This window comes from Paenibacillus nuruki, assembly GCF_963311185.1.
Lineage (GTDB): Bacteria > Bacillota > Bacilli > Paenibacillales > Paenibacillaceae > Saccharibacillus > Saccharibacillus nuruki.
This window is the reverse complement of record NZ_OY725677.1, coordinates 5005001-5031808: the sequence shown is the minus strand read 5'-3', so window position 1 is coordinate 5031808 and position 26808 is coordinate 5005001. Positions and strand designations below refer to the sequence as shown.

Genomic DNA, 26808 nt, shown 5'->3' with positions numbered 1-26808 from the left:
ACTCGCTTAAAAATTTCATTGCGAACTACTGTTTGGATCACGTATAATAGGTGCATACATAGAAGTTCACATCCATAAAATAGAGAAAAGCCCTTATCGAATACTTTCGAAAAAAGAGCAGCATCAACTACCAACGAATGTGATTACACATTTGAATGCTGTATTACGGCTGAAATTGACCGAAATACCCCTTAATATACGATTATAGACAATATTAAACACCTTCATGGATGACTAATTTTCATGATTATTTCAGAAAACTAAAGCCAAGAAGGGCATCTTAATACTGACATTTTGTAATCATACCATGTTCAGAACTTCGAGTCAATGATCCTAAAGCAACTTTTATTTAGTAGCTTTGAAAATCCGATAGCCTTTATCTTTCGTTACTTCCTCTACAGTATCAAACAATTCTTCCAATTTTGCTTTGGCTGAAGGAGCACCCTGTTTCTTCTGAATCACAATCCACAGTGTACCACCTTTATGCAAATGCTCTGCTGCCTCTTCAAAAATAGTGTGAACTGTCGATTTACCTGCACGAATAGGTGGATTTGTCAGAATCACATCAAACATCTTTCCTTTGACTGCACTAAACAAATCACTTTCCAAAATAGTTACGTTACTGATCCCATTCAATTTAGCATTTTCTTTTGCCAACTGAACAGCTCTTTCGTTCACATCAACCATCGTTACATGACCTTTAGTCGCAAGATAAGCCGCAGATAACCCCATAGGTCCATAACCACAACCTACATCTAACACATGAGCATTCTCAGCAATATCTATTGCTTCAATTAAGACCCGGCTTCCATAGTCAATACCTGTTTTGGAAAAGACACCGGCATCGCTTGTAAAACGAAATACTTTACCTCGCAAGGTTGCTTCCAGGACTCGCCGATCGTGTGCCGCTCCTGGCTGATTGGAATAATAATGGTCTCCCATATTCTCCGCTCCCTCTTTTCAAGCTGATCTACAAAACAAACCCCTTGAACGAATTCAAGGGGTTTGCCGAAAATAAGAGGAAACCTCTTATTTTACTTCTACAGATGCGCCAGCTGCTTCTAATTTTTCTTTGATAGAATCAGCTTCTTCTTTAGCAACGTTTTCTTTGATTGCTTTAGGAGCGTTGTCTACTACTTCTTTAGCTTCTTTCAAGCCAAGACCAGTGATTTCGCGTACTGCTTTGATTACGTTGATTTTAGATCCGCCAGCAGAAGTCAAGATAACTTCGAATTCTGTTTGCTCAGCAGCAGCTTCGCCGCCACCAGTACCAGCAGCAGCTACAGGAGCAGCAGCAGTTACGCCAAATTCTTCTTCAATTGCTTTTACAAGATCGTTTAATTCAAGAACTGTCATGCCTTTGATGGCTTCAAGGATTTGTTCGTTACTCATTTGTAAACCCTCCATATAATGGTTTTATTTTTAAATCGATTTTAGCTGATCACACAGCCATCGTTATATCTGTTAAACAGATGTAACGGTTGAGCAAAAAGCTTACGCGCTTTGCTCTTCTTTTTCTGCAACAGCTTTGACAGCCAGTGCAAAACCGCGCATTGGTGCTTGAAGCACGCTGAGAAGCATAGACAACAAACCTTCGCGTGATGGCAATTCTGCCAACGCTTTGATTTCTTCAGCTCCAACAATACGTCCTTCAACCACTCCACCTTTTAATTGAAGAGCTTCGTTTTTCTTAGCGAAGTCATTCAAAATTTTAGCTGGAGCAATTGCATCATCTTTACTGAAAGCAATAGCAGTAGGACCGGTAAGAATTTCATTCAAACCAGCAAGATCAGCAGATTCAGTAGCACGACGAACCAATGTATTTTTCAATACTTGGAACTCAACTCCAGCTTCACGTAATTGCTTACGTAATTCTGTAATTTGAGCTACGTTTAGACCACGATAGTCAGCTACAACAGTAGTTGTGCTTTCGCGCAATTTTGCTGCAACAACTTCTACCGCTTCTTGTTTTGCATGGATTACTTTTGCGTTTGCCAAATTGGACACCTCCTGATCGTATTCTAGCTTTTCTCTGTTTCCGTAGAAGTCAGAAGAAAAGACTTTCCTACACGGACATTAAAAAAAGCCCCCGCAGAATAACGAAGGCTTGATTGAGCGGAACCGAGACGCAGACTAATCTGCGCTCTCAAGTATCCGGTATTCTATCATAACACCTCGGTAGGAAATTAAGCCTGTTACAGCACCTACTGTCTACGGTTAAACATATTCAAATGTAAATGCAAGTACAAAGTTCAAGCATATTCACAACTTTTACATAATATCAAGTATATTGACTATTGTCAACAACTAATTATTTGTAGATAGAAGCGTTTACGCGTGCGCTTGGTCCCATTGTCGAAGAAATCGCAATGTTTTTAAGGTAGATACCTTTAGCCGCAGCTGGTTTAGCGCGGTTAAGAGCTTCAACAAGAGCTTTAAGGTTCTCGTTTAATTGCTCAGCAGAGAAAGATACTTTACCGATAGGAGCGTGAATTTGTCCTGCTTTGTCTAGACGGTATTCGATTTTACCAGCTTTGATTTCTTGAACAGCTTTGGTAACGTCGAAAGTTACTGTGCCGGCTTTAGGGTTAGGCATAAGACCTTTACCACCAAGCAAACGACCCAATTTACCAACTTCGCTCATCATGTCAGGCGTAGCTACGCAGACATCAAATTCGAACCATCCTTGTTGGATTTTGTTAATCATATCTTGATCGCCTACGAAATCAGCTCCAGCAGCTTCTGCTTCTTTTGCTTTTTCTCCTTTAGCGAATACCAAGACACGTTGAGTTTTACCAGTACCGTGTGGCAATACAACTACACCACGAACAGCTTGGTCTTGTTTACGTGGGTCTACGCCCAAACGTACTGCTGCTTCAACAGTTTCATCGAATTTTGCAGTAGATGCCTTTTTCACTAGATCAACAGCTTCTGAAGGCTCGTAAGTTGCTTCGCTATCAATAAGCTTAACAGCTTCTAAATATTTTTTACCGTGTTTAGCCATTTTATATTCCTCCTTTGTGGTATTAGCGGATATTCCTCCCACAATTACTGAATTCATACGAACTCAGTACTGAGACTATTCACTACAAGAGTGAATTAGTCTTCGATCGTGATACCCATGCTACGTGCTGTACCTTCAACCATCAACATCGCCGCTTCTACGGACGCTGCATTCAAGTCAGGCATTTTTTGTTCTGCAATTTCACGAACTGCGGAACGTTTAACAACTGCAACTTTTTTCTTATTAGGTTCGCCAGATCCTTTTTCGATCTTAGCAGCAACTTTCAAAAGAACTGCAGCCGGTGGAGTTTTAGTGATGAAAGTGAAAGAACGATCTTCAAACACTGTGATTTCAACCGGAATGATCAAACCTGCTTGATCAGCTGTACGAGCGTTGAATTCTTTACAGAATGCCATGATGTTGACACCTGCTTGACCCAATGCCGGACCTACTGGAGGAGCCGGATTCGCTTTACCCGCTGGAATTTGCAGTTTCACCATTTTGATTACCTTTTTAGCCATGTAAAACACCTCCTTGCGAATAGTGGTAGACGGACATTGCTGCCCTCCCACGCAAAACGCCGCATTATACGAAAATCGAAATGATCATATAAGTGCGGTAAAACTGGAAGCACTGGTCAGGAGCCATTGTGATACGAGATCATCAATGATTCCCCGTGTCATCCTAGAAACCTACTATATCTTTTCCACTTGAGTATAATCTAGCTCAAGCGGGGTTTCCCGTCCGAACATGTTAACATGTACTTTCAGCTTGCTCTTTTCAACCAAAATTTCTTCCACGGAGCCAACAAAGTTCGCAAACGGTCCTACTTTAATGCGTACAGATTCATTGATGTCGAATTCAATAGTTTCCTTCGGCTCATCCATACCCATGTGTTTGAGAATTTGTTCTACTTCTTCTGGTAGTAATGCGGTTGGCTTAGAGCCAGCACCTGTTGAACCGACAAAGCCAGTTACACCAGGAGTATTACGCACAACATACCAAGAATCGTCAGTTTGAACCATTTCGACAAGAACATAACCGGGGTAAACTTTACGCATAACGGTTTTTTTCTTACCGTCTTTGTTTACCACTTCTTCTTCCATAGGAACAAGAACGCGGAAAATTTTGTCTTCCATGCCCATAGACTCAACGCGTTTTTCTAAATTGGCTTTGACTTTGTTCTCATACCCTGAATAGGTATGAACGACGTACCATCTTTTTTCCATATCAAGCCACCTGGAACCCTTCTTAAATTATCGCTTCGATCACAGCGGAAATGCCGATGTCTAGAACCCAAAAATAAATGGCGACAAACAAAATCGTACCAATAACGATAAGAGTATAGTTAGTCAGCTCTTTACGATTAGGCCAGCGAACCTTTTTAAGTTCAGCCCAGCTTTCGGAGAAAAAGGAAAACACAGACTTGAAGCTTCGTGCCACGACTACACCTCCAAAAGACTATCTGGTTACATGATGAGAATCACAAGTTCTGGAACTAGTGCATTCCGCATCCCATGCGGTCAGGGTGGTTACACTTGCTTTAAATGCAATCATTTTGCCGCAAAGCAAAGGTTGACACATTAAAAAGCAGGCGAAATTAGGCCTACCTAAAACACTTTATCATAGCGTTCCAACCCTGTCAACGAATAAAGCACAACGATTAACAAATATTTTCCATCCATAGGGTCACTATTTTGATACACCCTTGAGCAAATAAAAAAGACTCCAGAGTAAGAGTCTTTGCTTGATTGCTTCCGGATTCAATTATCACGTACTTCGAGATAGCGTTCCAGTTTACGTTTGACACGTTGTAGTGCATTATCAATAGACTTGACATGACGACAAAGATCAACCGCAATTTCCTGATACGAACGACCATCCAGATAGAGCATTAGAACTTTACGTTCCAAATCGCTCAAAATCTCAGACATCTTATCTTCCAATCCTACGAACTCTTCCTTGTTAATGACAAGCTCTTCGGGATCAGATACCTGAGAACCGCAAATGACATCAAGCAGGGTTCGATCAGAATCTTCATCATAGATCGGTTTGTCTAGTGACACATACGAATTGAGCGGAATATGCTTTTGCCGTGTTGCCGTCTTAATAGCTGTAATAATCTGACGAGTAATGCATAATTCAGCAAAGGCTTTGAACGAAGAAAGCTTATCGCCTTTAAAGTCACGAATCGACTTGTACAGACCAATCATACCTTCTTGCACAATATCCTCGCGATCTGCACCAATCAAAAAATAAGATCGGGCTTTCGCACGCACAAAATTTTTGTACTTAGTAATTAAGTACTCTAGTGCCTGAGAATCGCCTTGCCGGACGGCTTCTACAAGATCTTCATCACTTTGGTAATCGTACGGTGACACCATCATATCTTTGAGGTCGACACTCACAAACAATCCCTCCGGTTGCAACGCAAGGTCTCCGTTACCCTATGAAATATAGCCCAAGTATATATTATGTAACCTCACATCGTCAACAACTTATGTCGTATTTACCGCTTATTTGATGACATTTATTGATATTTAGTATTAAATAGAACGCAGGTTCGTAAGTAAGCTGTCATTTGATTGACAGCTCACTCTCCTCTGCGCCACTTTTCAAACAGATCACGTTGTTTTGAATTTAATTTACCATCTAACGTATTACGTGCTCCACTTTGTTTATGGTCTGTAATTTTTTGTTTTACTTCTTTTTCGCTAAGCTGAACTTCGATCAATAGCTCTCTTGCTGATACTCTGAGCGCACCTTGTCCAAAAATAACGTGTTGCTCTGTCATATCACTAGTCGCCACATAAATTTGTCTGCGTTTGCGTCCAAGTTCACGAACAAACCGCTCAATCGCTTCGTCAGCTGTTTCTTTTTCTTTTGTAAAATAGACTTCGACTTTACCTTGATTAAAAGATTTGCCTAGACCGATTACTCGGTACGCATCAAATACAGCAATCACTCGGCGATCTGAGAAAGCTTGATAGTTAGCCAATCTGGTTAATAAACGATCGCGAGCTTCCTCTAAACCGATTTCGGAAAGCTGAGCCAGTTCAGGCCAAGCTCCGATCATGTTGTAGCCATCTACTAGAAGAACATCCCGTAAATCGGTCATCACATTTAACCTTGACCTAAAGATTGTCTGCGACGCAGCACTTCATACATCACAACACCTGCTGCAACAGAAGCATTCAATGAATTAATTTGACCTTGCATTGGTAGTTTGATCAACACATCGCATTTTTCACGAATCAATCGTCCCATACCTTTACCTTCATTTCCAATAACAATCGCTACTGGACCTGTGAATACTTCAGCATCATACAAGCTACTGTCTGTATCTACGTCTGTTCCCACGACCCAGACACCTTGCTCTTTCAAACGATCTATCGTTTGTCCTAAATTCGTCACACGTGCAACCGGAACATATTCAACAGCACCTGCTGATGTTTTGGATACGGTAGCTGTGATTGAAGCAGAGCGACGCTTCGGTACGATCACTCCATGTACACCTGTACAATCTGCTGTACGTAGAATAGAACCTAGATTATGAGGATCTTCGATTTCATCAAGCAAAATCAAAAATGGAGCTTCGTTTTTGGCTTGCGCAGCTTGTAGAAGATCTTCAACTTCTGCATATTCATAAGGAGCAGCTTGAGCGATAACGCCTTGATGCTGTACATCAGGCACAAGTGTATCCAGCTTACGCTTGTCTACTAATTGCACCACGATTCCTTTTTTCTTGGCTTCTGTCATAATTGGTTGTGTTAGATTTTTCTGCGATCCTTCAGCAATCCAGATCTTATTGATACTACGTCCAGCACGTAAAGCTTCTGTTACTGAATGCTTACCTGCAATATATTCCTCTTCCATACCGTTTCCTCCTAATGTTGTATCATCCGTGTTAGGACTGTTTTTCCAAATGACGGATTCCTTCAGTGATTAACTGCTCCATACGTGCATGTTCACCTTTATAATATAGATAACCCAAAAGACACTCCCATGCTGTCGCATAACGATAATCAATCACACTTGCATTTTTAGGAATAGTTCCCGATTTGGCATTTCGCCCTTGGCGTACTACATTACTTTCAGCTTCTGTTAACGATGGTTCAAGATGAGCTAAGATTTTGGCTTGGGCACCCGCAGATACAAAGCTTGTAGAAGAGCGATGTAAATGATGAGGACGCAAATTTTTACCTGATAATAAATACTGTCTGATCGCTACTTCATGAATAGCATCCCCCATATAGGCAAGTGCCAGTGGGGGAAGTTGCTCTACAGGCTTGGAAGGGTCAAAATTGAACCATCCTTTATTACTTTTCTGAGGTTGAGCGGGATTCAACGATTCTTCACTCATTTGCGGCGCCATCTCATGCCTTGTGGAGTATCCTCCAACATGATCCCTTGCGCAGATAATAGATCACGAATCTCATCAGCACGTGCCCAGTTTTTATTTTGACGAGCTTCTACACGCTCTGTAATTAATTGATCGATATCTGCATCTACCAATTCTTCCTCTTTCCAGTAAATACGAAGTACTTCATTCATTTCATCAAACAAATCTAGCAATGCTTCAAGCGAAGCTTTGGCTACAACTTCTTTTTGTAACAACAAATTAGCTTCATTGACCCATTCAAAAATAGCTGTGATTGCATCTGGTGTGTTGAAATCATCTTGCATTTTCTCATGAAACAGATGACGAATCTCAGTCAAGCGTTGGTTCAAGCTTTCTTCTACAGGTGAAGCTTGGTCTGAAGCAGAAAGGCGATGCTTCACATTATTTACGGCATTCGCAATACGGTCTACACTATTTTCGGCTTGTTGAATAGTATCTGCATTGTAGTTCAATGGATTACGGTAATGCGTAGATAACATGAAGTAACGAATCGCTGCTGGTTTGTGTGCTTTACGCAAATCTTTAACCAAAATACCGTTACCTAAAGATTTGGACATTTTCTCATCGTCTATACGAATAAATCCATTATGCATCCAGTAATTAGAAAGTGGCTTGCCTGTAACAGCTTCTGATTGAGCGCATTCGCACTCATGATGCGGGAACTGCAAATCTTGTCCGCCTCCATGAATATCTAGCGTATCTCCCAAGTAATGACGTGCCATTGCAGAGCACTCGATGTGCCAACCCGGTCTACCTGCTCCCCAAGGACTTTCCCATGATACTTCACCTGGCTTAGCGGCTTTCCATAATACGAAGTCTTCTGGATTTTCTTTACGCTTATCGACTTCTACACGAATCCCAAATTGTAATTCGTCTAATTTCTGATGAGATAACTTACCATAGTCTGCAAATTTGCGAGTGCGGAAATACACATCGCCTTCTTTAGCATAAGCATAATCTTTATCTACCAGACTCTGGATAAACTCCAAAATGATATCCATGTTCTCTGTTACACGTGGATGCATTGTTGCATGGCGAATCCCTAATCCTTCAAGGTCCTCAAAGTAAGCCGCAATAAAACGTTCTGCTACATCAGCGACTGTTGTATTTAATTCTTCAGCTTTGCGAATTAATTTATCATCTACATCTGTAAAGTTAACTACATAATTTACGTTATACTGTTGATTTTCTAAATAACTACGAACGACATCGAAAAAGATCATCGGTCTTGCATTACCAATATGGATATAGTCGTACACGGTAGGTCCGCATACATACATTTTAATTTCTCCTGGCGTCATACTGACAAACTCTTCTTTCATACGGCTCATCGTGTTATATATTTGCAATGCCATACTGTCATCCCTTTCGTATATGTTGCTCTAGTACTTATCGAATATGTTTAAAAGTAACAGGTCATCATTACTCTTTTTTAATTTCTGCTTCACAGGTAGCTAATTGTTTGCGTAATTGATCGATCTCAGATTGTAATTCATTGAGTTTACTTGTTATTGGATCAGGCATTTGATGTCTTAAGCGATCAGCAGGCTGTCCATTTTGTCGAACAATTTTACCAGGAATGCCGACAACTGTACTATCCGGTGGAACTTCGCGAAGAACGACTGAATTGGAACCAATATTACTTTGATCGCCTACTTTGAAAGAACCCAGAATCTTAGCTCCCGATCCAATCACGACATTATTCCCAATCGTAGGATGACGTTTCCCTTTTTCTTTGCCTGTTCCTCCCAAAGTAACCCCTTGATAAATCAGAACATCATTACCAATCTCACAAGTTTCTCCAATTACTACACCCATACCATGATCAATAAATAATCGTTGTCCAATCGTAGCTCCTGGATGAATCTCGATCCCTGTCATAAACCGACTACATTGTGAAAGAGTTCGTGCAACTGTAAACCAACCTCGACGATAAAAAGCATGAGCTATCCGATGCCACCAAATTGCGTGTAATCCGGAATACGTAAAAATCACTTCAAACCAGCTACGTGCGGCTGGATCATTATCAAAAACAGCTTGTATATCAGATCGCATATTTTTCAGCATTACGTTTCCCCTTTTAACCTGCGCTTCATTAAAAAAAACGCCCCCACAGCCCCTTAGAGGCTGCAGAGGCGTGAATTGACGCGGTTCCACTCTGCTTGAGTTATTTATTGATTACATCTTATAAAAGATGTATACGTAAATAAAATAACTCTACTTATCATGTTCCTTAACGAGGAACGGTCGGTATATTTTACTTCATACTTGCTATCTTTTAATCAATACGGATAAAAGATGGCAGAAATGGTTCAAATATACAGCTCACAGGTGCATGTTCAAATGTTTGTAAATAGATGATTTCCAGCCAACATTAGATAATATTCTTATCTAATCCGATCATCGTCTCTGGGATTCACAATATCATTTTACTTTTCCTGATCATCGCTATTTATAGGTATACAACAATTATTCTCAGGTCATCATTATAACGAACTCTATGCGATTAGACAATACAGTCTGTTCACCAATTAGCCTTTTATTTGTGAAGCTAGACGTTCAATAACACGATCGCGTCCTAAAAGGTAGATCGTATGGTTAAGATCACGTCCATGCATTTCACCTGTCAACGCTACACGGATCGGCATAAACAGTTGCTTGCCTTTAAATCCTGTTTCTTTTTGGACTTCTTTAATCAATGCTGCTGCACGAGTAGGACTGAATTCGTCTGAAGCTTTGATTTTTTCAAGTAAAGCACTAAGCACTGTACTTACATGCTCTTCACCAATAATCAATTGCGATTCATGATCCATTTGCAAATGCGTACGGAAGAACACTTCAGATAATTCTACAATATCGGAAGCAGAAGTCATTTGCTCTTGATACAACGCTACAAGATCGTGTGCCCATTGTTGTTGTTCTTCACTGAGTTCCGCTGGTAAACGTCCTGCTTTTTGCAAATGAGGAACAGCCAACGCTTTAATACGATCTGTATCTGCATTTTTGATATACACATTATTCAAATGAGATAATTTGTGTGTATCAAATACAGCCGGACTTTTCGATAAACGTTTAGCATCAAAGATTTTGGTCAATTCTTCACGAGAGAAAATTTCTTCTTCGCCTTCTGGAGACCAGCCTAGCAAAGCAATAAAGTTAAACATTGCTTCTGGCAAATAACCTAAATTGTCATATTGTTCAATAAACTGAATAATCGACTCATCACGTTTGCTTAACTTTTTATGATTTTCATTCACAATTAGTGTCATATGTCCGAAAATCGGTGCTTCCCAGTTCAACGCTTCATAGATCATCAATTGACGAGGAGTATTGGAAATATGATCTTCTCCACGTAGCACATGAGAGATTTTCATCAAATGGTCATCAATCGCTACCGCAAAGTTATACGTAGGAATACCGTCTTTTTTGACAATAACAAAATCGCCTGTATCTTCAGTTGTGAATGAGATTTCACCTTTAACGATATCATCGAATGTAAATGTTTTGTTTTCCGGTACACGGAAGCGAATACTTGCTACTCTACCTTCTGCTTCAAAAGCAGCACGTTGCTCATCTGTTAGATCACGGTGTTTACCTGAATAGCGAGGATTTTCGCCACGTGCAATCTGCTCTTCACGTTCTTGCTCTAGTTCTTCTTCTGTACAATAACATTTGTAAGCTAGACCGCGATCAAGCAGGTCTTGCCAGTACTCACGATAGATGTCTAGACGTTCTGTCTGACGATAAGGACCATAGTCGCCACCTACATCAATACTTTCATCCCAATTCATCCCTAACCATTTCAAATACGTCAGCTGGCTTTCTTCGCCACCTTCAATATTACGTTTGATATCTGTATCTTCAATTCTTATAATGAATTTGCCCCCTTGACTACGAGCAAATAAATAGTTAAATAAGGCTGTACGTGCATTCCCGATGTGTAAATGTCCTGTTGGACTTGGTGCGTATCGAACTCGAACTTCGTTAGTCATTTGTTATTTCCTCCTTCAGTGTATTACGGTTAGTCTCACTTATTACTCTTTAATTAAGCATACCACTGCTTGTGCAGCAATACCTTCTCCACGGCCTGCAAATCCTAATTGTTCTGTAGTCGTTGCTTTTACATTCACCTGATCCAATTCAGCTTCTAATGCTTTAGCAATCACTTCAACCATTTGCGGAATATAAGGAGCCATTTTAGGTTTTTGCGCAATAATTGTTGCATCAATATTTCCCAGACGATATCCACGTTCACGAATAAGTGCCCATACATGATTAAGCAATTTCAAGCTATCTGCATCTTTAAATTCAGGATCTGTGTCTGGAAAATGTTTACCGATATCTCCCATCGCTAGTGCGCCTAATACCGCATCTGTAATCGCATGTAGTAGCACGTCTGCATCAGAATGACCTAACAATCCTTTTTCATAAGGAAGGGTAACGCCTCCGATAATACAGTCTCTTCCTTCTACAAGCTGGTGTACATCGAATCCTTGTCCAATACGAATCATTATACTTTCTCTCCCCTACGTTGCAATAAATAAGATGCATAATCCAGATCATCCGGTGTCGTGATTTTGATATTTTCATAACTGCCTTCTACTACGGATACAGTCACACCCATACGTTCAATCAACATGGAGTCATCTGTCCCACGAAATTCTTCAGCCAGTGCTTGTTGATGCGCTTGTTGAAGGTCAGCAGTACGAAACGTTTGCGGTGTCTGAATCGCCCATAACTGACTGCGATCTGGTGTGCTTAAGATATGTTTTTGTAGATCGACTTGTTTGATCGTATCTTTAACCGGTACAGCCAATACAGATGCTCCGGCTGTAACTGCACTGTGATAACAATCCATAATCTGATCCTGTGTTATAAAAGGGCGTACGCCATCATGCACCATGATCCAATTAGAGTGTATATACTGTAAACCGTGAGCAACAGATTCTTGGCGATCATAGCCTCCAACTACCACTTGCTTCACTTTGGTCAGTTTATACTCTGTAATCCAATCCTCACAACGCTGTACATCGTCTTTACCTGTTACAATAACAATTTCATCAATAATAGATGAATGTTCAAAGACTTCCAGTGTATGTATCAGGATCGGCTTATTTTGCAGTCTTAGATATTGCTTACTCTCTGTTGTGCCCATCCGTGAACCTTTACCCGCGGCAACAACAATAACACCTGCTTTATTTTCCATAATCCCCATCCTTAACCTGCTGTCCTGCCCTTTAATAGATATCAAAGTGCCAAACTCCATTCCTTAATAATATACCCCTCTATAGGCACAGCACAACAATTAAAAGGAATTGGCTTTGAATCGTAGCTTATTCCGTACGATATAATTTAGCGAAAATCATTTTTCCATTCGCTGTTTGTAGCACACTGGTCACGATAACTTCACACTCTCGCCCAATATAAGATTGGCTATCCTCTACCACAATCATTGTTCCATCCTCTAGATAAGCGATACCTTGCCCTGCTTCTTTGCCTGATTTCATAATGGTTGTTTTGACGATTTGTCCTGCACGCAGTATAGGCTTCATAATCGAAGCAAGGGTATGGAGATTCAACACATGGATATGCTGTAGCTGAGCGAGTTGTTGTAGATTACTATCGTTGGTTATAAGCGTAGCTGACTTGTCCAAAGCGAGTCGAATTAACTTGTTGTCTGTATGTTCTGTTTCTTCATACTTTGTATTCTCTATAATGACTTCCAAAGATTCTAATTGTTGCAAATGAGTAATCACTTCAAGTCCTCGTTTTCCACGGTGACGACGTAATGTATCTGAAGAATCGGCAAGAAGTTGTAATTCATGAAGTATAAAATCTGGTACAAGTAATGGTCCTTCGATAAATCCATCCTGACACAATTCTATAATACGTCCATCGATCGCTATATTACTGTCGATCATTTTGTGATCGGTAGAGGGTAGAGATACAGCAACAGATTCACTTTTCCAAAATGAAAGAATATCCTGACTTTTGGCAAGTCCTATTCGCAGTCCAACATAACCAAAAATACTCATCAAAATAGCTCTAATAATTTCTCCTATACTCCCTAACCATATCATAATAAATGAACTCAGTAAGCCCACAAGCAAACCTATCGTCAGTCCAATCGTTCCTGTCATCACAAGTGAAATAGGTACAGTGAGTAAATGATTCTTGGTATACTCCACATAATAAACGAGCTTACGTACACTCAGTATAGTTACCGTCAATATTACAATCACAAATGCTAGACTAATCCATAGTTCATTCATACCTTCTTGTGCTTGGATCCATCCTTTGGGCGATCCTATTAATTGTTGCCACATGCTTTTAATCTCCTTACATTATCTATTTTTTCCATGAAAAAAAGCATTCATTTCCCGGGAAGTAGAGAAATAAATGCTTTTAAGCATAACATGTGCTGTAAAAGTTATCGAAGTGATTCTTTTTCTTTTTTAGAACGTCGACGAATGAGGCGGTCTATACTTTGCTTCACGCCCAATAACGCATATAACGCTAACGGCACAAAAATTAATTTGGATACCTGATTAGGAAACATCACTGCAATAAAGACCGCAGCAATAATGACCCAAGGAGCTAACCATAAAGCTTTACGTGGAATACCTGCTTTTTTGAAATTAGGATAGCGCACACGACTGACCATCAAATAAGACAATAAAATAGTACTTATAATCATATACGGTGTAGTCACATCATTATGAAATAAAGACAATGTAGCTAACACACCACCAGCTGCTGGAATAGGTAATCCTGTGAAATACCCTGGAACCCCAGCCCGTACATTAAATCTTGCTAGACGAAGTGCTCCACACATTGGAAAAATTAAAGATGCCGAAATAGCTAATACCGGATTTAACTCTTTAAATGCTATATCATACATAATAATAATAGGTGCTACGCCAAAAGAAACAAGATCAGACAGTGAATCCAACTCTTTTCCAAACTCACTCTGTGCATTAAGCGCACGTGCCATACGACCGTCCAGACCGTCCATCAACATCGCTATTATGATCATAATGGCTGCAAGACTGTAATTATCATTAAGCGCCATTAGAATAGCTACCATCCCAAGACATAAGTTAAATAACGTACAAATGTTTGGAATTGACTTTGTTATCATTTTTTCACCTCAAAGATGGATATATTAACCAGTTCATCTCACGATTGTAGCTAAATTAAATTTGTCTGTCAATGAATACTTGATCTTGGATGCGATGTAACCCTGCTCGAATCGTCCGTGCTCGTACTTCCCCAATACCTTCTACCTCATCCAAATCATCAATACTTGCTGCAATTACATGATGCAATGCACCAAAGCGTTCCACCAAATTATGAATAATCACATTCGGCAAACGTGGAATTTTGCTAAGTACGCGATATCCTCTAGAAGAAATAACTTCTTCAGATTGAGCTGCTGCTGTCGGATACCCTAATAACTTAATAATTTGTGTAATATCTAACAATTCGTTTTCTGTGGTACGTTTGAGACTGTTGGTAATTTCATTAAGACGTTCATCGCTACTATCCCGACCATAGTCTTTAAGCAACAATAGAAATTCTTCTTCTGTATTGCCAATCAATTCTTCCATTTGCATGGTGATAAGACGACCTTCAACACCCAACTCATTAACATAACGCCGAATCTCTGTCTGTATACGTAGTACCATTTCTACACGTTGTACTACACCTGCTACTTCTGTAATCGTCACTAATTGTTCGAACTCAGAAGCTGTCAGGTTGGTAAAGGATTGACTCAACACCGCCCGATAACGTTCCAATGTCTGAATCGCTTGATTGGCTTTGGTTAAAATAACACCAATTTCTTTCAGTGCATATCTAAGATTACCCTGATATAGCGTAATGATATTCCGACGCTGTGAAATTGAAATGACTAACTCTCCTGTTTGCTTGGCTACACGCTCTGCCGTACGGTGACGAATCCCTGTTTCGGATGAAGATATCGAAGAATCAGGAATCAACTGTGTATTCGCATATAAAATACGCTTGAGATCATCACTTAAAATGATCGCTCCATCCATTTTGCCCAGTTCATACAGATAGTTTGGTGAAAAATCACAGTCAATTGAGAATCCTCCATCGACAACTTCTCTAACTTGCGGGCTGTAACCAACCACAATCAATGCTCCTGTTTTGGCACGCAATACATTCTCTAATCCATCGCGAAAAGCTGTACCAGGCGCAACCATTTTCAACAAATTATTCATCTTCTCAAGCTGACTGAGTTCTTTCATCATTATGTCCCCCTAATCTAACGCAGCCTTTAATGCTTCTGCTACTGTATTAATACCGATTAATTGTATACCTTTAGGATGCTTCCATCCTTTCAGACTTTTTTCGGGTAAAATCACTCGTTTAAATCCTAACTTGGCAGCTTCTTTAACCCGTTGTTCTGCCCGAGATACACCACGCACTTCACCAGTCAATCCAATTTCTCCAAATATCACATCATCTGGTTTGGTTGGAACGTCTTTGAAGCTAGAAGCTAGACTGACTGCAATTGCTAAATCTACAGCAGGTTCATCTAATTTCACTCCGCCTGCTACATTCAGATAAGCATCCTGATTTTGTAGAAACATCCCCATCCGCTTTTCCAATACAGCAATAATCAGACTCAATCGGTTATGATCAACACCTGTTCCCATACGACGTGGAGAAGGAAAATGAGTTGCAGCAACAAGCGCTTGCAGTTCAACAAGCATAGGGCGTGTGCCTTCCATACTAGCAACCACTGTAGAGCCGGCTACACCTATCGAACGTTCTGATATAAATAATTCAGACGGATTGGAGACTTCGATCAATCCATCTTCATGCATTTCAAAAATACCCATTTCATTGGTAGAACCAAAACGATTTTTAACAGCTCTTAATATTCTGTACGTATGATGACGTTCCCCTTCAAAATAAAGTACACAGTCTACCATATGTTCAAGCATCCTTGGGCCTGCAATTGCACCTTCTTTGGTAACATGCCCTACAAGCACTGTAGCCACTCCACGAATTTTGGCTACTCTCATAAATCGTGATGTACACTCACGTACTTGAGATACACTACCTGGTGCACTAGTAACTTCAGGTTGATATACCGTCTGTATAGAATCGATCACTAGAAAATGAGGATCTAATTGATCAATCGCTTCTTCGATCAGATCCATATTACTTTCACAAAGTACAAATAATTGATCTGATAAGGCTCCAAGACGTTCTGCACGTAACTTGGTCTGTCTTACCGACTCTTCTCCTGATATATAAAGAACACGTAATCCAGCTTGTGTTAGCGCATAGGAAGTTTGTAATAACAATGTAGACTTACCGATACCCGGATCTCCACCGACTAAGACTAGCGAACCTGGAACAACACCACCACCTAATACACGGTTTAGTTCTCCAATCCCTGTCTGGATGCGAGGTTCTTTGCCGCTTTCAATTTCTGTAATGGCTTGCGGTTTTTGCTTCGTCTGTGTCTGAAATAAAGAAGAATTCATCCCTTGTGTTTTTACATTGCTTTCTTTTTCTTCAACCATACTATTCCAAGACTGACATCCCGGACATTTACCATACCATTTTGGAGATTCGTATCCACATTCTGTACAAAAAAACTTGGTTTTGACTTTAGCCATGGATAACTCCCTCTATATTGATGTCAACTTATTATAAGCTTAACATTCTATACGTTTTATCGTAAAACAATATTGTAAACTTTACATCTTTGCGATACATCTTCTCTATTATAACATCAAAAAGGTTGATCCCGGAGCAAATTCTGCTCTCAAGAACCAACCTTTAGTTAGACGTAAATGATGATAAATAAGTTACACTTAGTTCGAAGATTTAGCTTCATCCGATGTAGATTCATCAATCGAAATGTTTTCTACAGGTGCTTCTGTTTTAGCTACTTTCTCTACAGTCAAAGCACCGTCTTTTTCATCGATGATCAACGTATCTCCTTTGACGATACCACCTGTTAACAATTCTTCAGACAATTTGTCTTCGATATGTTTTTGGATTGCACGACGTAATGGACGCGCACCATAAGCAGGATCGAATCCTTCTTTTGCCAAGAATGCTTTAGCTGTATCTGTCAAAGTAAAGTCTACTGCATATTCACGTAGACGTTTACGCAGTTCTTCAGACATTAACGTTACGATTTCAGCAATATGTTTTTGTTCCAAGGAGTGGAATACAATTGTATCATCAATCCGGTTCAAGAACTCAGGACGGAAACTACGTTTCAGTTCATCCGTTACTTTACCCTTCATGTTTTTGTAATCTGCCCCAGAATCTACAGCAGCTGTAAATCCAAGCGTAGAATTACGACGAATTGCATCTGCACCGACGTTGGAAGTCAAAATAATCAACGTATTACGGAAATCGACAACACGTCCTTTAGAATCAGTAAGACGTCCATCTTCTAATACCTGTAACAAGATATTAAATACTTCTGGGTGAGCTTTTTCAATCTCATCCAATAGCACTACAGAATACGGTTTGCGACGTACTTTCTCTGTCAATTGGCCGCCTTCTTCATAGCCTACATATCCTGGAGGAGCCCCTACTAAACGTGAAGTAGAATGTTTCTCCATGTATTCGGACATATCGATACGAATAATCGCATTTTCATCACCAAACATAGATTCTGCTAAAGCACGAGCCAATTCTGTTTTACCAACCCCTGTAGGTCCTAAGAAAATAAAGGAACCCATTGGACGTTTAGGATCTTTTAATCCAGCACGAGCACGACGAATCGCACGGCTAACAGCTACAACAGCTTCATCTTGACCGATAACACGTTGGTGCAACAGTTCTTCCATGTTCAATAGACGATCTGTTTCTTCTTCTTTCAATTTCGTTACCGGAATACCTGTCCAGCTTGCTACGATATCAGCAATATCTTCTGGAGTTACTTCAGAATCCGTACGACCTTGTTTTTCTTTCCACTGATTTTTCGTCGTATCTAATTCTTCACGAATTTTTTGTTCTGTATCACGTAAAGCAGCTGCTTTTTCAAACTCTTGGCTTTGTACAGCAGCATCTTTCTCTTTACGGATATCTTCTAAGCGACTTTCCAATTGTTTAAGATTTGGCGGGATTGTATAAGAATTTAATCTTACTTTAGATCCTGCTTCATCGATCAAATCAATCGCTTTATCCGGTAAGAAACGATCTGTGATATAACGATCAGACAATTTAACAGCTTGTACAATCGCTTCATCTGTAATTTTTACACGGTGATGAGCTTCATAACGATCGCGCAATCCCATTAAGATCTGAACCGCTTCATCAGGTGAAGGTTGATCTACAGTAATAGGTTGGAAACGACGTTCTAAGGCTGCATCTTTTTCGATATATTTACGGTACTCATCAAGTGTTGTCGCACCGATACATTGTAGTTCACCACGAGCCAATGCTGGTTTTAAAATATTAGAAGCATCAATAGCACCTTCAGCTCCACCAGCACCAATCAACGTGTGCAACTCATCAATAAACAGTACGATGTTACCTGCTTGACGAATTTCATCCATGATTTTTTTCAAACGATCTTCAAATTCACCGCGATATTTAGTTCCAGCAACTACAGAACCCATATCTAGAGTCATTACACGTTTGTCGCGCAATGTTTCAGGAATTTCGTTGTTGATAATTTTTTGTGCTAATCCTTCAGCGATTGCTGTTTTACCAACCCCTGGTTCACCGATCAATACTGGATTGTTTTTGGTACGACGACTAAGCACTTGAATGACACGCTCAATCTCTTTGCTACGTCCAATTACAGGATCCAAGTTGCTATCTTTAGCGATAGCTGTCAAATCACGTGCCAAGCTATCTAGAGTAGGTGTACTCACGTTAGCTGGTGTACCATGATGACTAGATACCGCTTCATTGCTACCAAGCAATTGCAATACTTGTTGACGAGCTTTGTTTAAGCTAATACCTAGATTATTAAGAACACGAGCGGCTACGCCTTCACCTTCACGAATCAATCCCAATAAAATGTGCTCTGTACCTACATAGGTATGACCCAATTTACGAGCTTCATCCATAGAAAGTTCAATAACTTTTTTCGCACGTGGTGTATAAGCGATATTAGTAGGTTGTTCTTGACCTCTACCGATCAATGATTCTACTTCATCTTGAATTTTTTCAAGTCCAAGACCTAGACCGATAAGTGCTTTGGCTGCAATGCCTTCACCTTCACGAATCAAACCAAGCAAAATATGCTCTGTACCAATATTATTGTGACCCAAACGAACTGCCTCTTCTTGTGCCAACGCAAGAACCTTTTGCGCACGTTCCGTAAATCTACCAAACATCATATCTAAAGCACCTCCACGGTTTAGTCTTGTACGTTTACATTACTTAATGTATTACGGATCAGTTGCGCTCGGTACATATCGCTTTCTCCTGACCCCATTTTAACACCGAATGTTTTCTGAAGAAAACCCGGTTGTGTCATTATCGTTAATTCGTTCATTTGTGTAACAGAAGCTTTATCTATAAGACCAAGGTCTACACCCAAGCGTACATCGGAAATGCGTTGGAAAGCTTCTTTGGAATCCATCATCGTTGAATAAGAAAGTATTCCATACGAACGCATAATTCGATCAGTTACACGCAATTTGGATTCGCTTAGCAAACGACTGCGAGCATGTTGTTCATACTCTATCAGTTGTAAAACAACGCTGTGCAAGTTATCAATGATTTCTTCTTCAGCTAAGCCCAATGTAATCTGGTTGGAAATTTGAAAAATATTTCCGATCGCTTCGCTACCTTCTCCGTATAGACCTCGTACAGCAAGTCCTACTTGAGATACAGCAGATAACACACGCCCTACCTGATTCATAATAGCCAGTGCAGGTAGATGGAGCATTACAGACACTCTAAGCCCTGTACCTACATTAGTTGGACAACTTGTCAGATAACCTCTGCGATCATCGAAAGCAAAGTCCACTACTTCTTCAAAAGCATCATCAATTTGAGTCGCACGTTCCCATGCTTCTTGCAATTGAAATCCAGGATATAAACACTGGATACGCAAATGATCTTCTTCATTTACCATGATACTAACAGATTCATCATCGGTTAGCAGAACAGCTCCACTTTTGGAATCATTCAGTAAATTGGGACTGATCAAATGTTTCTCCATTAACACTTGGCGATCTACATCTTCTAATTCATCTAAAAGCAATGGCTCGAACGGTCCCAAATCTTGAAGTGCTTCATTACTCAACACTTCTGTTAACTGGTTCCGTACATCTTGCGCCTGCTCCATATTTGCCAGAATCGGGAAAGGGTGATGTATCAGATTACGGGCTATACGCACCCGACTACTGATCACAACATCCGAATATTCTCCGCCCTTTTGCATCCAATCGCTCAAAGGTTTTTCTGTAAAACGGAGATTCGGCATAAGTTATTCCTCCTTATGACTCCTGTGAAATTTGTTTTTCTAGCTCGCGTATTTCATCTCTCAAATGTGCGGCTTCTTCAAATTCCTCTTCAGCAATACGTTCTTTTAATTCTTGCTTTAAGTCACTCATTTGACGCTTGATTTTAACTTTGACTCCACTTCGTTTAGGAAGCTTGCCAGCATGAGAAGTGCTGCCATGTACTCTTTTAAAAGAGGATCTAATTGATTATCAAACGTTTTATAACATGAACTACACCCAAATCGTCCTAATTTACGAAATTGAGTATATGTCATACCACATTCTTCACAATGAACATCTTCACTACATTGCCCGGCAAGTTGCCCTTTACTACTAGAATCAAAATCCATTAGACCAGATAGTAGACTATGAATCGAAAAGCCTCCGGAAGTTCCCGGAATCAATTCGCCTTTTTCACGAGCACAAGTCTCACAAATATGAAACTCATTTTTTTCACCGTTAACAATTTTAGTAAAATGAAGAGTTGCCGGTCTTACCTGACATTCTTGACAAATCATCACGTATTGCCCCTTTCTCCCGAATGATTAGGGACGAAGCAATGCAATTAACATCGCCTTCATCATTCTTGCACGGATCTCATCCCTGTAGGGAAGCTTGATCGAAATAACATCTCTACATACTGCTGCACGCATCAGTTCTGCTTCACGATTGGAAATGACTCTAGCTTCAAGTAACTGATATACCAAACCTTCAGCAGCTGTCTGGCTCATATGCTGTCCAATACTCTCATGAATATGAGTATGAAGAATAGCTTGAGCAGGCAATTCAAGACGCCGGATACGAATATAACCACCGCCACCGCGCTTGCTTTCAACCAGATATCCTTTTTCCAATGTAAAACGTGTACTAATTACATAATTGATCTGCGAAGGTACACAAGAGAATTGATCAGCTAAATCATTACGCTGTATCTCGACTGCTCCCTCTCCACTATCTTGCAGCATTCGTTTTAGATATTGTTCGATAATGTCGGAGATATTACGCATTGTATATTCCTCCATCATGTTTAAAACATTTACTTATTCTAACTTTGATCCATTTATCATAAGTTCAAAATAGCAGATAGATATCACTTAACCATAAACCTAATCGTAAGAAACCAAAGAAGATATACAGTTTGATGATACAGCAATAGATTCATGAATAATCTGATCATTATAATCAAAAGTTCATAAATCCTATTTAACATCAAACCATCAGGTATATTCATATCTCGCAATAACTAGATCAGTTATTATTTTGAATAGTCGCTGACTTTGACTTTCTTTGACTTTAATTAATTATAACATATTTTCAGAATTTGCCAAGGGGTTTAGACAAAATATAATATAGAAAATCATATTTTTAAGAATTTAGTTGTATACAACCTATCAGAAATAAAAATTAGTTGCAAGTATCCCTTGACACTTTTTTTAAAAGTACGCTACAATACAACAAATTCAATACTATGAAACGGCCATCGAAAGGAATCCAACCTGGAGGCGTTCTCGGCAAGAAGCAGCAAAGAAATGATAGATTTCTACTTGTTGCTTCCTAAGTTAAACGGTTTTCGCCCGTTATCGCGAAACCTAAGAGGATCAGATACTATAAAGTATTTGATCAAGTTGGGTGGCACCGCGAGCAAAAAGCTCCTCGTCCCAAGTGATGAGGAGCTTTTTTGTGCATTTTACCTTTCAATTTGAAAAAGGAGCGGTGATTTATGTTAGACATCCAGTATATTAAAAATCATTTTACAGAACTACAAGAGGTGGCTGATCAGAAAAAAATAGACGTATCGATCACAACTCTTCTTGAAAAAAACCAGCTCAAAAATCAATATTTACAGCAGATCGAACAATTGCGTCAGCAACGAAATCAGTTAACACATACTATTAGTGGTCATATGCAACAACAGTCGTTATTACCTATAGAAACGATCCAAGCCCTTAAAGATCAAGTCAAACAAATCAATCAAGAACTTCAACAATTGGAACAAGAAAGTAAAGTTGTTCAACAGGAATATACTCAACTGATGGAACTTGTTCCTAATTATGTTTCTCCAGACACGCCTCAAGGACAATCGGATAAAGATAATGTAGTCATTCGTACATGGAGTACACCACCAGAGTTCCCATTCGCTTTTAAAGATCATATAGAACTAGGTGAGATCCATCAGATGATCGATACTTCTAGAGGAGTAAGAGTAGCGGGGAGTCGTAATTATTATTTAACAGGTATAGGTGCTTTGCTACATCGGGCAGTACAACAACTCGCTTTGGATCTATTACTGGCCAAAGGTTATCTTCCTATGGAGGTTCCTACGTTAGTAAGAAGTTCGGCTCTAAGCAATACAGCTTTCTTTCCTTTAGGAATAGATCAGACTTTTAAAATAGAAAACGAAGATAAATGGTTAACAGGAACTTCTGAAGTAGCTCTCGTCTCTTATTATCAAAATGAGATCATTGACCTTTCTCAAGGTGCTATTCGATTAGCCGCTGTTTCTCAAAATTTCCGTAGCGAAGTAGGATCAACAGGTAAAGACGTGCGGGGACTATATAGAGTTCATCAATTCGCCAAAGTAGAACAAGTCATTTTCTGCGAAGCAAATGCTGAAATATCTGAACACATTCACCAAGAGATTACAGCTAATGCTGAAGAGTTACTTCAATTATTAGAACTTCCTTATCAAGTGGTAGCCGTATGTACAGGAGACATGTCTCAAAAAACCTACAAACAATATGATATTGAAACATGGATGCCGAGCAGACAAAGTTACGGAGAAACCCATTCTTCTTCTAATATTCATGATTTTCAAGCTAGACGAGCCAATATACGTTACAAAGATAGTGAAGGTAATATTCAATATTGTCATACGCTGAATAACACAGCCGTTGCTTCACCACGTATACTAATCCCTTTATTGGAAAATCATCAGTATGAAGACGGAAGCATCTATATTCCATTAGCGCTCCGTCCTTATCTCAATAATAAAGCAAAATTAGCAAATCCTAATTTTCTTTAAATTGTATATGAAAAAAAGGACATCTTTGATTTAAAAGATGTCCTTTTTTATATGCTAGTATGAGTATTTTACAGTAATATACTCTATTGATCTAGCTCAATATATATTTAATAGCATCATGTAAGTTACTTTATACTTTCAAAAGTATTGTTTTTCATTTCTAGCATCTGTTAAGTCAGTTCGTAAATCGATTTGTTCTATAAAGATTATATAGATATTCCATATATTTCGTACAACATCTAAACGAAGCAAATCAATAAACAAAAACAAAACAAAAAAAGAGCGACTCCTGTAAATAGGAATCACTCTTTGGGTCTTGCTCGTTGCTTGGCAACGTCCTACTCTCCCAGGACCCTGCGGTCCAAGTACCATCGGCGCTGGAGGGCTTAACGGTCGTGTTCGGGATGGGTACGTGTGGAACCCCTCCGCCATCATTACCAAACAGTCAGGCTAATGTTGCTCCCTGAAAACTGAATCCGAAAACTGAAACATCGCATTTGTAGATTTGGATAAGCCCTCGACCGATTAGTATTGGTCAGCTCCATGCCTTGCGGCACTTCCACCCCCAACCTATCAACCTCGTCGTCTACAAGGGGTCTTACATACTGGGAAATCTCATCTTGAGGGGGGCTTCACGCTTAGATGCTTTCAGCGCTTATCCCTTCCGCACGTAGCTACCCAGCGATGCTCCTGGCGGAACAACTGGTACACCAGCGGTGCGTCCATCCCGGTCCTCTCGTACTAAGGACAGCTCCTCTCAAATTTCCTACGCCCACGACAGATAGGGACCGAACTGTCTCACGACGTTCTGAACCCAGCTCGCGTACCGCTTTAATGGGCGAACAGCCCAACCCTTGGGACCTACTTCAGCCCCAGGATGCGATGAGCCGACATCGAGGTGCCAAACCTCCCCGTCGATGTGGACTCTTGGGGGAGATAAGCCTGTTATCCCCAGGGTAGCTTTTATCCGTTGAGCGATGGCCCTTCCATGCGGTACCACCGGATCACTAAGCCCGACTTTCGTCCCTGCTCGACGTGTCTGTCTCGCAGTCAAGCTCCCTTATGCCTTTACACTCTTCGAATGATTTCCAACCATTCTGAGGGAACCTTAGGGCGCCTCCGTTACACTTTAGGAGGCGACCGCCCCAGTCAAACTGCCCACCTGACACGGTCCCTGTACCGGATCACGGTACGAGGTTAGAACTCAAATGCGATCAGGGTGGTATCCCAACGGCGCCTCAACCGAAGCTTGCGCTCCGGTTTCTACGGCTCCCACCTATCCTGTACAAATCGCACCCCAGTTCAATATCAAGTTGCAGTAAAGCTCCATGGGGTCTTTCCGTCTTGTCGCGGGTAACCTGCATCTTCACAGGTATTAAAATTTCACCGGATCTCTCGTTGAGACAGCGCCCAAATCGTTACGCCATTCGTGCGGGTCAGAATTTACCTGACAAGGAATTTCGCTACCTTAGGACCGTTATAGTTACGGCCGCCGTTTACTGGGGCTTCGGTTCATAGCTTCGCTTGCGCTAACCACTCCCCTTAACCTTCCAGCACCGGGCAGGCGTCAGCCCGTATACTTCGCCTTGCGGCTTCGCACAGACCTGTGTTTTTGCTAAACAGTCGCTTGGGCCTTTTCACTGCGGCCCCCTCGTGCTATTCACACTACCGGGGCACCCCTTCTCCCGAAGTTACGGGGTCATTTTGCCGAGTTCCTTAACGAGAGTTCTTCCGCGCGCCTTAGAATTCTCTTCTCACCCACCTGTGTCGGTTTACGGTACGGGCACCTGCTTCCTGGCTAGAGACTTTTCTTGGCAGTGTGAAATCATGACCTTCGCTACTACAATTTTCGCTCCTCATCACAGCCTGGCCTTGCGGTATGCGGATTTGCCTACATACCAGCCTCACTGCTTGAACGGACATCCATCAGTCCGCGTCACTATCCTCCTGCGTCATCCCATTGCTCATAACGGCTTTCGGTGGTACAGGAATTTCAACCTGTTGTCCGTCGACTACGCCTTTCGGCCTCGCCTTAGGTCCCGACTTACCCTGAGAGGACGAGCCTTCCTCAGGAATCCTTGGGTTTTCGGCGGATCAGATTCTCACTGATCTTTTCGTTACTCATACCGGCATTCTCACTTGAATGAGGTCCAGCGCTCCTTGCGGTACACCTTCAATCTTCATTCAACGCTCCCCTACCCCTGATACAAAGTATCAAGCCATAGCTTCGGTGGTGTGTTTAGCCCCGTTACATTTTCGGCGCAAAGTCACTCGACCAGTGAGCTATTACGCACTCTTTCAATGGTGGCTGCTTCTAAGCCAACATCCTGGTTGTCTGTGCAACTTCACATCCTTTCCCACTTAACACACACTTGGGGACCTTAGCTGATGGTCTGGGCTGTTTCCCTTTCGACAATGGATCTTAGCACTCACTGTCTGACTCCCGGAATAAAGTCTGTGGCATTCGGAGTTTGACTGAACTTGGTAACCCTTGCGGGCCCCGCATCCAATCAGTGCTCTACCTCCACGACTCAACTTCCGAGGCTAGCCCTAAAGCTATTTCGGGGAGAACCAGCTATCTCCAGGTTCGATTGGAATTTCTCCGCTACCCCCACCTCATCCCCGCACTTTTCAACGTGCGTGGGTTCGGGCCTCCAGTACGTGTTACCGTACCTTCACCCTGGACAGGGGTAGATCACCTGGTTTCGGGTCTACGTCCACGTACTTAATCGCCCTATTCAGACTCGCTTTCGCTGCGGCTCCGGCTTTTCACCTTAACCTTGCACGGGAACGTAACTCGCCGGTTCATTCTACAAAAGGCACGCCATCACCCATTAATAGGGCTCTGACTTTTTGTAAGCACACGGTTTCAGGTTCTATTTCACTCCCCTTCCGGGGTCCTTTTCACCTTTCC

General features: G+C 40.9%; 23 protein-coding genes, 2 rRNA genes, 2 pseudogenes and 1 other annotated feature (1 of these 28 running past the window's edge). Of the genes and pseudogenes, 1 reads left to right on the top strand and 26 read right to left on the bottom strand.

Annotation, left to right across the window (positions count from 1 at the left end):
- Positions 1-345 precede the first annotated feature (345 nt).
- The 24 genes and pseudogenes from RCP16_RS22260 to RCP16_RS22145 form a co-directional block, all read right to left on the bottom strand.
- Entirely contained in the window at positions 346-942 is a 597-nt protein-coding gene (locus tag RCP16_RS22260; protein ID WP_069328345.1) for a class I SAM-dependent methyltransferase, read from the bottom strand.
- 87 nt (positions 943-1029) lie between these two features.
- Entirely contained in the window at positions 1030-1392 is a 363-nt protein-coding gene (rplL, locus tag RCP16_RS22255) for a 50S ribosomal protein L7/L12 (RefSeq protein WP_069328344.1), read from the bottom strand.
- A gap of 102 nt (positions 1393-1494) precedes the next feature.
- Positions 1495-1998, bottom strand: a complete 504-nt coding sequence (rplJ, locus tag RCP16_RS22250; RefSeq protein ID WP_069328343.1) for a 50S ribosomal protein L10 — start codon at positions 1996-1998, stop codon at positions 1495-1497.
- Between the two features lie 72 nt (positions 1999-2070).
- Positions 2071-2235 (bottom strand) — a sequence feature (ribosomal protein L10 leader region).
- A 76-nt stretch (positions 2236-2311) separates the two neighbouring features.
- Entirely contained in the window at positions 2312-3004 is a 693-nt protein-coding gene (gene rplA, locus RCP16_RS22245; protein WP_069328342.1) for a 50S ribosomal protein L1, read from the bottom strand.
- A gap of 95 nt (positions 3005-3099) precedes the next feature.
- The gene (rplK, locus tag RCP16_RS22240) at positions 3100-3525 is read right to left on the bottom strand and encodes a 50S ribosomal protein L11 (protein WP_069328341.1); all 426 of its coding nucleotides are present in this window, start codon (positions 3523-3525) and stop codon (positions 3100-3102) included.
- A 174-nt stretch (positions 3526-3699) separates the two neighbouring features.
- Entirely contained in the window at positions 3700-4233 is a 534-nt protein-coding gene (gene nusG / locus RCP16_RS22235) for a transcription termination/antitermination protein NusG (protein ID WP_069328340.1), read from the bottom strand.
- Positions 4234-4255: 22 nt separating this feature from the next.
- Entirely contained in the window at positions 4256-4447 is a 192-nt protein-coding gene (gene secE / locus RCP16_RS22230; RefSeq protein WP_069328339.1) for a preprotein translocase subunit SecE, read from the bottom strand.
- A gap of 320 nt (positions 4448-4767) precedes the next feature.
- Positions 4768-5412: an RNA polymerase sporulation sigma factor SigH gene (sigH, locus tag RCP16_RS22225; RefSeq protein ID WP_069328338.1), complete on the bottom strand. Its 645-nt coding sequence runs from the start codon at positions 5410-5412 to the stop codon at positions 4768-4770.
- A 185-nt stretch (positions 5413-5597) separates the two neighbouring features.
- Positions 5598-6122 carry an NYN domain-containing protein gene (locus RCP16_RS22220; RefSeq protein WP_069328337.1) on the bottom strand — a complete coding sequence of 175 codons (525 nt, stop codon included), beginning with the start codon at positions 6120-6122 and terminating at the stop codon, positions 5598-5600.
- A gap of 5 nt (positions 6123-6127) precedes the next feature.
- On the bottom strand, positions 6128-6880 hold the full coding sequence (gene rlmB / locus RCP16_RS22215; RefSeq protein ID WP_069328336.1) for a 23S rRNA (guanosine(2251)-2'-O)-methyltransferase RlmB: 753 nt from the start codon (positions 6878-6880) through the stop codon (positions 6128-6130).
- Positions 6881-6911: 31 nt separating this feature from the next.
- Positions 6912-7379 carry a Mini-ribonuclease 3 gene (locus RCP16_RS22210; RefSeq protein WP_193555972.1) on the bottom strand — a complete coding sequence of 156 codons (468 nt, stop codon included), beginning with the start codon at positions 7377-7379 and terminating at the stop codon, positions 6912-6914.
- Positions 7364-8761 carry a cysteine--tRNA ligase gene (cysS, locus tag RCP16_RS22205; RefSeq protein ID WP_069328334.1) on the bottom strand — a complete coding sequence of 466 codons (1398 nt, stop codon included), beginning with the start codon at positions 8759-8761 and terminating at the stop codon, positions 7364-7366. The genes RCP16_RS22210 and cysS overlap by 16 nt, the downstream gene beginning before the upstream one ends.
- 67 nt (positions 8762-8828) lie before the next feature.
- Positions 8829-9476, bottom strand: a pseudogene (cysE, locus tag RCP16_RS22200) (serine O-acetyltransferase); the annotation flags it as partial.
- Positions 9477-9937: 461 nt separating this feature from the next.
- Positions 9938-11398 carry a glutamate--tRNA ligase gene (gene gltX / locus RCP16_RS22195; protein WP_308641375.1) on the bottom strand — a complete coding sequence of 487 codons (1461 nt, stop codon included), beginning with the start codon at positions 11396-11398 and terminating at the stop codon, positions 9938-9940.
- Between the two features lie 42 nt (positions 11399-11440).
- Positions 11441-11917, bottom strand: a complete 477-nt coding sequence (gene ispF / locus RCP16_RS22190; RefSeq protein WP_069328331.1) for a 2-C-methyl-D-erythritol 2,4-cyclodiphosphate synthase — start codon at positions 11915-11917, stop codon at positions 11441-11443.
- Positions 11917-12612, bottom strand: a complete 696-nt coding sequence (gene ispD, locus RCP16_RS22185; protein ID WP_308641374.1) for a 2-C-methyl-D-erythritol 4-phosphate cytidylyltransferase — start codon at positions 12610-12612, stop codon at positions 11917-11919. Before ispD ends, ispF begins: the two co-directional genes overlap by 1 nt.
- Before the next feature lie 127 nt (positions 12613-12739).
- Positions 12740-13732: a PIN/TRAM domain-containing protein gene (locus tag RCP16_RS22180; protein ID WP_308641373.1), complete on the bottom strand. Its 993-nt coding sequence runs from the start codon at positions 13730-13732 to the stop codon at positions 12740-12742.
- Positions 13733-13836: 104 nt separating this feature from the next.
- Positions 13837-14547, bottom strand: a complete 711-nt coding sequence (pssA, locus tag RCP16_RS22175) for a CDP-diacylglycerol--serine O-phosphatidyltransferase (RefSeq protein ID WP_069328328.1) — start codon at positions 14545-14547, stop codon at positions 13837-13839.
- A gap of 55 nt (positions 14548-14602) precedes the next feature.
- Positions 14603-15679 carry a DNA integrity scanning diadenylate cyclase DisA gene (gene disA, locus RCP16_RS22170; protein ID WP_069328327.1) on the bottom strand — a complete coding sequence of 359 codons (1077 nt, stop codon included), beginning with the start codon at positions 15677-15679 and terminating at the stop codon, positions 14603-14605.
- 12 nt (positions 15680-15691) lie between these two features.
- Complete coding sequence (gene radA, locus RCP16_RS22165) at positions 15692-17065, bottom strand: DNA repair protein RadA (RefSeq protein ID WP_069328326.1); 1374 nt, start codon at positions 17063-17065, stop codon at positions 15692-15694.
- A 198-nt stretch (positions 17066-17263) separates the two neighbouring features.
- Entirely contained in the window at positions 17264-19759 is a 2496-nt protein-coding gene (clpC, locus tag RCP16_RS22160) for an ATP-dependent protease ATP-binding subunit ClpC (protein ID WP_069328325.1), read from the bottom strand.
- 20 nt (positions 19760-19779) lie between these two features.
- On the bottom strand, positions 19780-20853 hold the full coding sequence (gene mcsB / locus RCP16_RS22155; RefSeq protein WP_137225658.1) for a protein arginine kinase: 1074 nt from the start codon (positions 20851-20853) through the stop codon (positions 19780-19782).
- Between the two features lie 13 nt (positions 20854-20866).
- Positions 20867-21390: pseudogene (mcsA, locus tag RCP16_RS22150) on the bottom strand (protein-arginine kinase activator protein McsA).
- A 27-nt stretch (positions 21391-21417) separates the two neighbouring features.
- Complete coding sequence (locus RCP16_RS22145) at positions 21418-21879, bottom strand: CtsR family transcriptional regulator (RefSeq protein WP_069328322.1); 462 nt, start codon at positions 21877-21879, stop codon at positions 21418-21420.
- A gap of 713 nt (positions 21880-22592) precedes the next feature.
- Between RCP16_RS22145 and serS the strand changes: the two genes are divergently transcribed.
- A complete protein-coding gene (gene serS, locus RCP16_RS22140) occupies positions 22593-23894 on the top strand; it encodes a serine--tRNA ligase (RefSeq protein WP_308641372.1) in 1302 nt (433 codons plus the stop codon).
- A gap of 325 nt (positions 23895-24219) precedes the next feature.
- Here serS and rrf read toward each other — a convergent pair.
- Positions 24220-24336: ribosomal RNA gene (gene rrf / locus RCP16_RS22135) — 5S ribosomal RNA — on the bottom strand.
- 63 nt (positions 24337-24399) lie between these two features.
- Positions 24400-26808, bottom strand: a 23S ribosomal RNA gene (locus RCP16_RS22130); it runs 514 nt beyond the window's last position.